Annotated in this window: 9 protein-coding genes and 1 pseudogene; 9 read left to right on the top strand and 1 reads right to left on the bottom strand. The window is 50.4% G+C overall.

What is annotated here, in order from left to right:
* From AB7E14_RS15955 to nhaR, 6 genes are all read left to right on the top strand, one after another.
* Positions 1–322, top strand: a 322-nt coding sequence (locus AB7E14_RS15955) for an outer membrane protein OmpK (RefSeq protein ID WP_428169661.1), incomplete at its 5' end; no start/stop codon positions are given.
* Positions 323–342: 20 nt separating this feature from the next.
* A complete protein-coding gene (locus AB7E14_RS15960) occupies positions 343–1,836 on the top strand; it encodes a sulfatase family protein (protein WP_428169662.1) in 1,494 nt (497 codons plus the stop codon).
* A 96-nt stretch (positions 1,837–1,932) separates the two neighbouring features.
* On the top strand, positions 1,933–3,132 hold the full coding sequence (locus AB7E14_RS15965; protein ID WP_216082218.1) for an anaerobic sulfatase maturase: 1,200 nt from the start codon (positions 1,933–1,935) through the stop codon (positions 3,130–3,132).
* Positions 3,133–3,156: 24 nt separating this feature from the next.
* The gene (locus tag AB7E14_RS15970) at positions 3,157–4,419 is read left to right on the top strand and encodes a transposase-like zinc-binding domain-containing protein (protein WP_316962843.1); all 1,263 of its coding nucleotides are present in this window, start codon (positions 3,157–3,159) and stop codon (positions 4,417–4,419) included.
* Positions 4,420–4,551: 132 nt separating this feature from the next.
* Positions 4,552–5,718: a Na+/H+ antiporter NhaA gene (nhaA, locus tag AB7E14_RS15975; RefSeq protein ID WP_042998005.1), complete on the top strand. Its 1,167-nt coding sequence runs from the start codon at positions 4,552–4,554 to the stop codon at positions 5,716–5,718.
* A gap of 64 nt (positions 5,719–5,782) precedes the next feature.
* Positions 5,783–6,682 carry a transcriptional activator NhaR gene (gene nhaR, locus AB7E14_RS15980; protein ID WP_042998004.1) on the top strand — a complete coding sequence of 300 codons (900 nt, stop codon included), beginning with the start codon at positions 5,783–5,785 and terminating at the stop codon, positions 6,680–6,682.
* A gap of 60 nt (positions 6,683–6,742) precedes the next feature.
* Here nhaR and rpsT read toward each other — a convergent pair whose 3' ends face one another.
* Positions 6,743–7,006 (bottom strand): 30S ribosomal protein S20, encoded by a 264-nt coding sequence (gene rpsT, locus AB7E14_RS15985; RefSeq protein WP_003018940.1) that lies wholly within the window; start codon positions 7,004–7,006, stop codon positions 6,743–6,745.
* Between the two features lie 108 nt (positions 7,007–7,114).
* On the opposite strand from rpsT, the pseudogene AB7E14_RS15990 reads away from it, so the two are divergent.
* The 3 genes and pseudogenes from AB7E14_RS15990 to AB7E14_RS16000 form a co-directional block, all read left to right on the top strand.
* Positions 7,115–7,327: pseudogene (locus tag AB7E14_RS15990) on the top strand (DUF2575 domain-containing protein); the annotation flags it as partial.
* 7 nt (positions 7,328–7,334) lie between these two features.
* Complete coding sequence (gene ribF / locus AB7E14_RS15995; RefSeq protein ID WP_042998003.1) at positions 7,335–8,273, top strand: bifunctional riboflavin kinase/FAD synthetase; 939 nt, start codon at positions 7,335–7,337, stop codon at positions 8,271–8,273.
* 34 nt (positions 8,274–8,307) lie between these two features.
* A partial coding sequence (locus tag AB7E14_RS16000) for a class I tRNA ligase family protein (RefSeq protein ID WP_428169663.1) occupies positions 8,308–8,646 on the top strand: 339 nt, incomplete at its 3' end.

Below are 8,646 nucleotides of genomic sequence, written 5' to 3' on the forward strand. Positions count from 1 at the left end.
TCAATCTGGCGATTATGTTTCGCAGAAATTCGGGCAATCCTGTGGCTGGAACGGTTATGTGCTGGGATGGACTGCGGCCTATAATTTTACGCTTCTTGAGGAGAAATTCGTTCTCTCAAACTGGAATGAAATTGAATTCGATCGCAATAACGCTTACGCGGAACAGCAATATGGTGACTATGGCATTAATGGCGGCCTGACGCTGGCATGGAAATTCTATCCCTGCTGGAAGGCGACAGTCACCTGGCGTTATTTCGAAAATAAATTAGGTTACGACGGTTTCGGTGACCAGATGATTTATATGGTCGGATATGAATTTTAATAAAAGGCAAAGGAGTTGAAATGAAAAGAACAATCGTTGCCAGTATGATTGGTCTGGCGTTATGTGCCGGAAGCACATTGCAAACCGCGCAGGCGGCGTTGGATAAACGGCCTAATCTGGTCATTATTATGGCTGATGATCTGGGCTATGGTGATCTAGCCACTTATGGGCATCAAATCGTAAAAACCCCTAATATCGACAAACTGGCGCAGGACGGGGTGAAATTCACCGACTACTATGCACCCGCTCCGTTGTGTTCTCCTTCTCGGGCCGGGTTATTAACCGGACGAATGCCATTTCGCACCGGGATCCGCTCCTGGATCCCGGAAGGAAAAAATGTCGCACTGGGCCGTAACGAACTGACGATTGCCAACCTGTTAAAGCAGCAGGGTTATGACACGGCGATGATGGGGAAATTACACCTCAATGCGGGAGGTGAGCGTACCGATCAGCCGCAGGCAAAAGATATGGGCTTTGACTACAGTCTGGTGAATGCGGCGGGGTTCGTGACAGATTCCACGTTAGATAATGCAAAAGAACGACCGCGTAACGGCATGGTGTATCCGACCGGATTTTTGCGTAATGGCAAACCCATTGGTCGAGCGGAAACTTACAGCGGTGAACTGGTCAGTTCAGAAGCGGTTAACTGGCTGGATAACAAAAAAGATGATAATCCGTTTTTCTTGTATGTCGCCTTTACGGAGGTCCACAGCCCGTTGGCTTCTCCGAAAAAATACCTCGATATGTATTCGCAATATATGAGCGCTTATCAGAAACAGCATCCGGAGGAGTTCTACGGTGACTGGGCGGATAAACCCTGGCGCGGCACGGGAGAATATTACGCGAACATCAGTTACCTGGATGCCCAGGTCGGTAAAGTGCTGGATAAGATAAAAGCAATGGGTGAAGAAGATAACACCATTGTGATTTTTACCAGCGATAACGGCCCGGTGACGCGTGAGGCGCGTAAAATATATGAACTAAATCTCGCGGGTGAGACGGATGGGTTACGTGGCCGTAAAGATAACCTGTGGGAAGGTGGGATTCGTGTTCCGGCAATCATTAAGTATGGCAATCATCTTCCACAGGGAATGGTCACGGATACACCGGCTTACGGTCTTGACTGGCTGCCGACGCTGGCAAGCATGATGAATTTTAAACTGCCAACCGATCGTACTTATGACGGGCAATCCCTGGCTCCCGTACTGGTGCATAAAACCTTAAAACGCGAAAAACCGATGATCTTTGGTATTGATATGCCGTTACAGGATGATCCGACCGATGAATGGGCGATTCGGGATGGCGACTGGAAAATGATCATCGATCGTGAAAATAAACCCAAGTATCTCTATAACCTGAAACAGGATCGTTCCGAGACGCTTAAACAGTTGGGTAAACAGCCAGAAATCGAAAAAAGAATGTATGGCGAATTCCTGAAATATCAACAGAACATTGATAACGATTCTTTAATGAAGGCTCGCGGTGATAAACCGACACCGGTTACCTGGAGTTAATGGACGAATAATAAGAACAGTAAGTATGCCACTTAGGGCGCTGCCCGCCTGATTCAGTACATCGTGCTGAATCAGGTCCTTTTATTAATGGGTCTGGTGATGCAAAGAAAAAGCTGTCAGGTCATGGTGAAACCAACAGGATCGGTCTGCAATCTGGACTGTAAATACTGTTTTTATCTGGAGAAAGAGAAGCTCTATCCCGATAGAAAAAGTCATTACAGAATGTCAGATGAGATACTTGAATTATTCGTCAAACAGCATATCGCCGCACAGGATGTGGATGACGTTATTTTTGCGTGGCAGGGAGGAGAGCCTACGCTGATGGGGATTGCGTTTTATCGGCGGGCCGTTGAACTCCAGCAGCGTTATGCGGCCGGAAAAACAATCATTAATACCTTTCAGACGAACGGCATTTTGATCGACGATGCATGGGCGCGTTTTTTCAGGCAACAGGATTTTCTGGTCGGCATCTCTATTGATGGTGATGCTGCATTGCATGATGAATGGCGGGTGACGCGTGCCGGCAAATCGACGCATGCTAACGTTGTCCGGGCGCTTCAATGTCTGGTGCGCCATGATGTTGAATTTAATACGCTCACGGTGGTGAACGGCACGAATATGCACCATCCACTCCTGGTCTATCAGTTTCTGAAAAGTATCGGGAGTCGCTATATGCAGTTTATTCCACTGGTCGAACGAAGGTCTGCCAGTAATAATTCGATGCTGGCGACGCCTGCGGATAAGCAAGCCGCAGTGATGCCATGGTCTGTTGAATCCCTGGCATTTGGCCAGTTTCTTAATGCCATTTTTGATATCTGGCTCCGTCAGGATATTGGCGATATCGGTATACAGTTATTTGAGCAGACGCTGGCGGCCTGGTGTGGGTTGCCGCCGCAGGTATGCGTATTTTCTCCAACGTGTGGCAGTGCTTTTGCAATGGAAATGAACGGTGATGTCTATAACTGCGATCACTTTGTTTATCCGCAGTACGCGTTGGGAAATATTAAGAACACGACACTGCGTGCGATGAATAACAGTGAGCAAAATATGCGGTTTGGCGATGAGAAGCGTCGAACCATGGCGCAGGAGTGCCATTCCTGTCCGTGGCAGTTTGCCTGTCACGGTGGCTGTCCTAAACACCGCTTTTTGCCGACCGACTTCGGCTCTTTTGCACAAAACTACCTGTGCGCGGGTTACCAGGCCTTTTTTGCCCACACCGCACCCGCAATGAAATCAATGAAAGCGCTCTATGAAAAAGGTATTTCACCTTCAGAGATAAAATCGTTATTCGCTTGAAGGCGATACTCGCAGGGAGTGAATATGTTTTCACGTATTAATGTCGATGCATGCAAAACGTCAGGCTGTAAAAACCTCGGCGTGTTGAATAGCCCTGACTATTCGGTGCAGGGGAAATATGTCCTGTGTCGTGCGTGTGGATTTTTGTTCCCTCTGATTTCTGAACGTTCGCTGAACCTTTTTCGCCAATCGGCTAATCAGCTATGGTCAGGTCTGATTAAAGTTTGCCCGGGCTGTGGAGGGGCCACATTAAAGAAGTATGGCTTTTCCGCTCAGGGAGCTCCGCGGCTCTATTGTCTCCAGTGCCATAAAACTTTTATTTCTCCCGTCGGGGATAAAACCGATCCTCGCCAGGAAGCGCTCGCCAGGCTTATTCAGGAAGGACACTCGCTGGCAGATATTCGTACCTCGCTAACGCTCGATAGCACGGGCCTGAACCGGGTATTACAAAAATTATCCCGCCAGTCGAATCAGGTGGAACGTGCGTATATTTTCCAAAAATTGGATTTAATCATGAGTACCCGTGCTTTTCGGGTAAAGTTTAACGGCGGCGACGGCTGTTTGTATGTTCTGGTCACGGCTGAGGAGAACAGTGGTAGGGTGATTGCCGTCACCACGAATTATTCAACGCTGCCTGTAGAAGACGAATACCGGTACACATCTTATTATGAAGAGCGCCTCGCACCCGGCACATTAACGCATCTCGTCCAGCGTAAAGAGCTGATCATCATGCGCCGCAATATCTTATTCGATGTGGACTATGGCCCCGCGTCGCTGCATAAAAACGATCCAGGGATGTTGGTCAAACCGGTTCTGCCTGCTTACCGACATTTTGAGTTAGTGAAAGCGTTGACGGATGAACGTTCCCTCAACGTTCAACATTACATAGAACAGGAATGTTTTATCTTTGGTGGATGCCTGATGGCGAATTTGCAGCATGTTCAGCAAGGCCGTTGCCATATTTCCTTTGTGAGAGAAAGAGGGTGTTCAGCGCGGCAAAACGACATTCCGTACCGAATGTTTCAGAGTGGCGGTATTCGTAACAATGTCTGGCGCACCTTTTCTACCCGGGATTATGCACTGGCGATATGTAATCTCACCGGTACTAAAAAAACGAGCATGTTGCGCTATGCCACGCTTGCTGGCGCAACGGCGTTCATTCAATACATCAATAATCATCCGTTTCTACCGCAGCTTAATCGTATGTCCCCAGCCAATGTCACCGCCACGCTGGACTACCTCCGCTACACCTTCAATCGTCTGTGCAACGAACAGTACGATCGCTGATTCCGTCATACTTCATGACACAATTCACTCGAAAAAAACGATCGTTTAACCATATATAATCTAATTTTAACGATGAGTTGTGGGGAGTATGATAGTAATTACGAAGTATTCACCTTATAGAGAGAATAAAAAGTGAAACATCTGCATCGTTTCTTCAGCAGTGATGCCTCTGGGGGCATCATTCTTATCATCGCCGCCGCACTGGCCATGCTGATGGCCAACATGGGTGTAACCAGTGGATGGTACCACGCCTTTCTCGAGACGCCTGTCCAACTGCGCGTTGGTGCGCTTGAGATCAATAAAAACATGCTGTTATGGATCAATGACGCCCTGATGGCGGTGTTTTTCCTGTTGATTGGCCTTGAGGTTAAGCGTGAGCTGATGCAGGGCTCACTGGCGAGTTTGCGTCAGGCGGCTTTCCCGGTGATTGCCGCCATCGGCGGAATGATTGTCCCGGCGCTGCTGTACCTGGCCTTTAACTATGCCGATCCGATCACTCGCGAAGGCTGGGCGATCCCGGCCGCCACGGATATTGCGTTTGCACTGGGCGTTCTGGCGCTGCTCGGCAGTCGGGTGCCGTTGGCGCTGAAAATTTTCCTGATGGCGCTGGCGATCATCGACGATCTCGGCGCGATAGTCATTATTGCTCTGTTTTATACCAACGATCTGTCGATGGTTTCGCTGGGCGTTGCGGCGTTTGCCATAGCATTGCTGGCGATTCTGAATCTGTGCGGCGTCCGGCGCACGGGGGTGTACATCCTCATTGGCGCAATACTGTGGACCGCGGTGCTGAAATCCGGTGTCCATGCGACGCTGGCAGGGGTGATCGTCGGCTTTTTCATTCCATTGAAAGAGAAACACGGGCGTTCCCCGGCAAAGCGTCTGGAACATGTTCTGCATCCGTGGGTGGCGTATCTGATCCTGCCGCTGTTTGCTTTTGCCAATGCGGGCGTTTCATTGCAGGGCGTGACGATGGACGGACTGACGTCCATTCTGCCGCTCGGCATTATTGCGGGCCTGCTGGTAGGTAAGCCGCTGGGGATCAGCCTGTTCTGTTGGTTGGCGCTGCGTCTGAAGCTGGCGCAACTGCCGGAAGGAACCTCATTCCCGCAAATCATGGCGGTCGGCATCCTGTGCGGCATTGGTTTTACGATGTCGATCTTTATCGCCAGCCTGGCCTTTGGCAGCGTGGATCCGGAGCTGATTAACTGGGCGAAGCTGGGGATCCTGATTGGCTCCTTGCTGTCAGCGGTGATTGGCTACAGCTTGCTGCGCGCACGTTTACGCCCGTCAGTCTGATTGGGCGAGTTAGCAGGGGAGCCCCGTTCGGCTCCCCCTTTGTGATATTTATCAGAGAGAGTGTATGTCCCACATTAATTACAACCATCTCTATTACTTTTGGCACGTCTATAAGGAGGGGTCCGTGGTCGGTGCGGCGGAAGCGCTTTATTTAACGCCGCAAACTATCACCGGACAGATTAAAGCGCTTGAGGAACGCCTGCAGGGCAAACTCTTCAAGCGTAAGGGGCGAGGTCTGGAGCCCAGCGAGCTCGGTGAGCTGGTTTTTCGCTATGCGGATAAAATGTTTACTCTCAGCCAGGAGATGCTGGATATCGTGAATTACCGCAAAGAGTCCAATCTGTTATTTGATGTGGGGGTGGCGGATGCGCTGTCGAAGCGATTGGTCAGCAACGTACTGGATGCTGCCGTCGTTGAAGGGGAACAGATCCACCTGCGCTGTTTTGAATCAACCCACGAAATGCTGCTGGAACAGCTCAGCCAGCATAAGCTGGATATGATTATCTCGGATTGCCCGATTGACTCGACGCAACAGGAAGGGCTGTTTTCGGTGAAGATTGGCGAGTGTAGCGTGAGCTTCTGGTGTACCCAGCCGTTACCGGAAAAATCCTTCCCGGCCTGTCTGGAAGAGCGACGTTTGCTGATCCCCGGCCGGCGTTCGATGTTAGGACGCAAGTTGCTGAACTGGATTAATTCCCAGGGGCTGAAGGTCGAGATTCTGGGAGAGTTCGATGACGCCGCATTGATGAAAGCCTTTGGCGCAACGCACAACGCGATTTTCGTGGCCCCGACGCTCTATGCGCATGACTTTTACGCAGACGATTCGGTGGTCGAAATTGGTCGCGTGGAGAATGTGATGGAGGAATACCATGCCATCTTTGCCGAGAGGATGATTCAGCATCCGGCGGTACAGCGTATCTGTAATACGAACTATTCGGCGTTATTTACGCCCCAGAACAAATAGTCCAGACATAAAAAAACCCGCTTGCGCGGGTTTTTTCACAAAGCAACAATCAACAGGCGATTAAGCCAGTTTGTTGATCTGTGCAGTCAGGTTAGCTTTATGACGTGCAGCTTTGTTTTTGTGGATCAGACCTTTAGCAGCCTGACGGTCCACGATTGGTTGCATTTCGTTAAATGCTTTCAGTGCAGTAGCTTTGTCGCCAGCTTCGATAGCTGCGTATACTTTCTTGATGAAAGTACGCATCATAGAGCGACGGCTTGCGTTGTGCTTACGAGCCTTTTCAGACTGAACGGCGCGCTTCTTAGCTGATTTGATATTAGCCAAGGTCCAACTCCCAAATGTGTTCTATATGGACAATTCAAAGGCCGAGGAATATGCCCTTTTAGCCTTCTTTTGTCAATGGATTTGTGCAAATAAGCGCCGTTAATCTAGCGGCACTCGTTACGTAGTGATGGCGCAGGATTCTACCAGCTTGCGGTCGGTGAATACAGCTTTTCAGCGATAAAAATTGAATTGCTTTGTCAGTTTGTGGTCGGTATTTGCCTCAGGGTAATGAAATCCATCTGCTTTCTGTTTCGCCACATCAATCGCCGGTTAACCTTGACCGCCGTACAAGGTATACTTTGGCGATTTTCACTGTTTTGAGCCAGACATGAAGCTGATACGCGGCATACATAATCTCAGTCAGGCCCCACACGGGTGTGTGCTGACTATTGGTAATTTCGACGGCGTGCATCGTGGTCATCGTGCGCTGCTGCAAGGTTTGCAGGAAGAAGGGCGCAGGCGTGGCTTACCGGTGATGGTGATGATTTTTGAGCCGCAGCCGCTCGAACTGTTTGCGACAGACAAAGCCCCTGCGCGGCTGACCCGCCTGCGTGAAAAATTGCGTTATCTCGCGCAATGCGGCGTCGATTACGTGCTGTGCGTGCGCTTTGACCGCCGTTTCGCCGCCCTGACGGCACAGACCTTTATCAGCGAACTGCTGGTGAATCGTCTTGGGGTGCAATTTCTCGCGGTGGGGGATGATTTCCGCTTTGGCGCTGGTCGCGAAGGCGATTTCTTGTTATTACAGAAGGCGGGTGTGGAATATGGTTTCGATATTACCAGCACCCAAACCTTCTGCGAAGGCGGCGTGCGTATCAGCAGTACCGCCGTGCGTCAGGCGCTGGCACAGGACAACCTGGCCCTCGCCGAAAGCCTGTTGGGCCATCCGTTTACCATTTCAGGCCGTGTTGTACACGGTGATGAACTCGGGCGCACCATTGGTTTCCCGACGGCAAACTTACCGCTGCGTCGTCAGGTTTCCCCGGTAAAAGGGGTCTATGCGGTAGAAGTGATGGGGCTTGGCGAGAAGCCATTGCCCGGCGTGGCGAACATCGGGACCCGTCCGACGGTTTCGGGCGTGCGCCAGCAACTGGAAGTGCATCTGCTGGATGTTGCAATGGACCTCTATGGTCGCCATATAGATGTAGTGCTGCGTAAAAAAATACGCAATGAACAGCGATTTGCTTCGCTGGATGAACTCAAAGCGCAGATTGCGCGAGATGAATTAACTGCCCGTGATTTTTTTGGGCTATCAAAACCGGCTTAAAGGCCTGGGTAATCAATACGGAACCGAGAATCTGATGAGTGACTATAAATCAACCCTGAATTTGCCGGAAACAGGGTTCCCGATGCGCGGCGATCTCGCCAAGCGTGAACCGGGAATGCTGGCGCGTTGGACTGATGATGACCTGTACGGCATCATTCGTGCGGCCAAAAAAGGCAAAAAAACCTTCATTCTGCATGATGGCCCTCCTTATGCGAATGGCAGCATTCATATTGGTCACTCGGTTAACAAGATTCTGAAAGACATTATCGTGAAGTCCAAAGGACTCGCGGGATATGACTCGCCTTACGTTCCGGGTTGGGACTGTCACGGTCTGCCGATCGAACTGAAAGTGGAGCAGGAATTCGGCAAGCCG

The sequence above is a fragment of the Citrobacter sp. genome, from assembly GCF_050252275.1.
GTDB lineage: Bacteria > Pseudomonadota > Gammaproteobacteria > Enterobacterales > Enterobacteriaceae > Citrobacter_A > Citrobacter_A amalonaticus.

Bases quoted from the DNA above. Each gene is read 5' to 3' on its own strand.
- AB7E14_RS15970 (WP_316962843.1), top strand. From the start codon at position 3,157: ATGTTTTCACGTATTAATGTCGATGCATGCAAAACGTCAGGCTGTAAA.
- AB7E14_RS15960 (WP_428169662.1), top strand. From the start codon at position 343: ATGAAAAGAACAATCGTTGCCAGTATGATTGGTCTGGCGTTATGTGCC.
- nhaR (WP_042998004.1), top strand. From the start codon at position 5,783: ATGTCCCACATTAATTACAACCATCTCTATTACTTTTGGCACGTCTAT.
- ribF (WP_042998003.1), top strand. From the start codon at position 7,335: ATGAAGCTGATACGCGGCATACATAATCTCAGTCAGGCCCCACACGGG.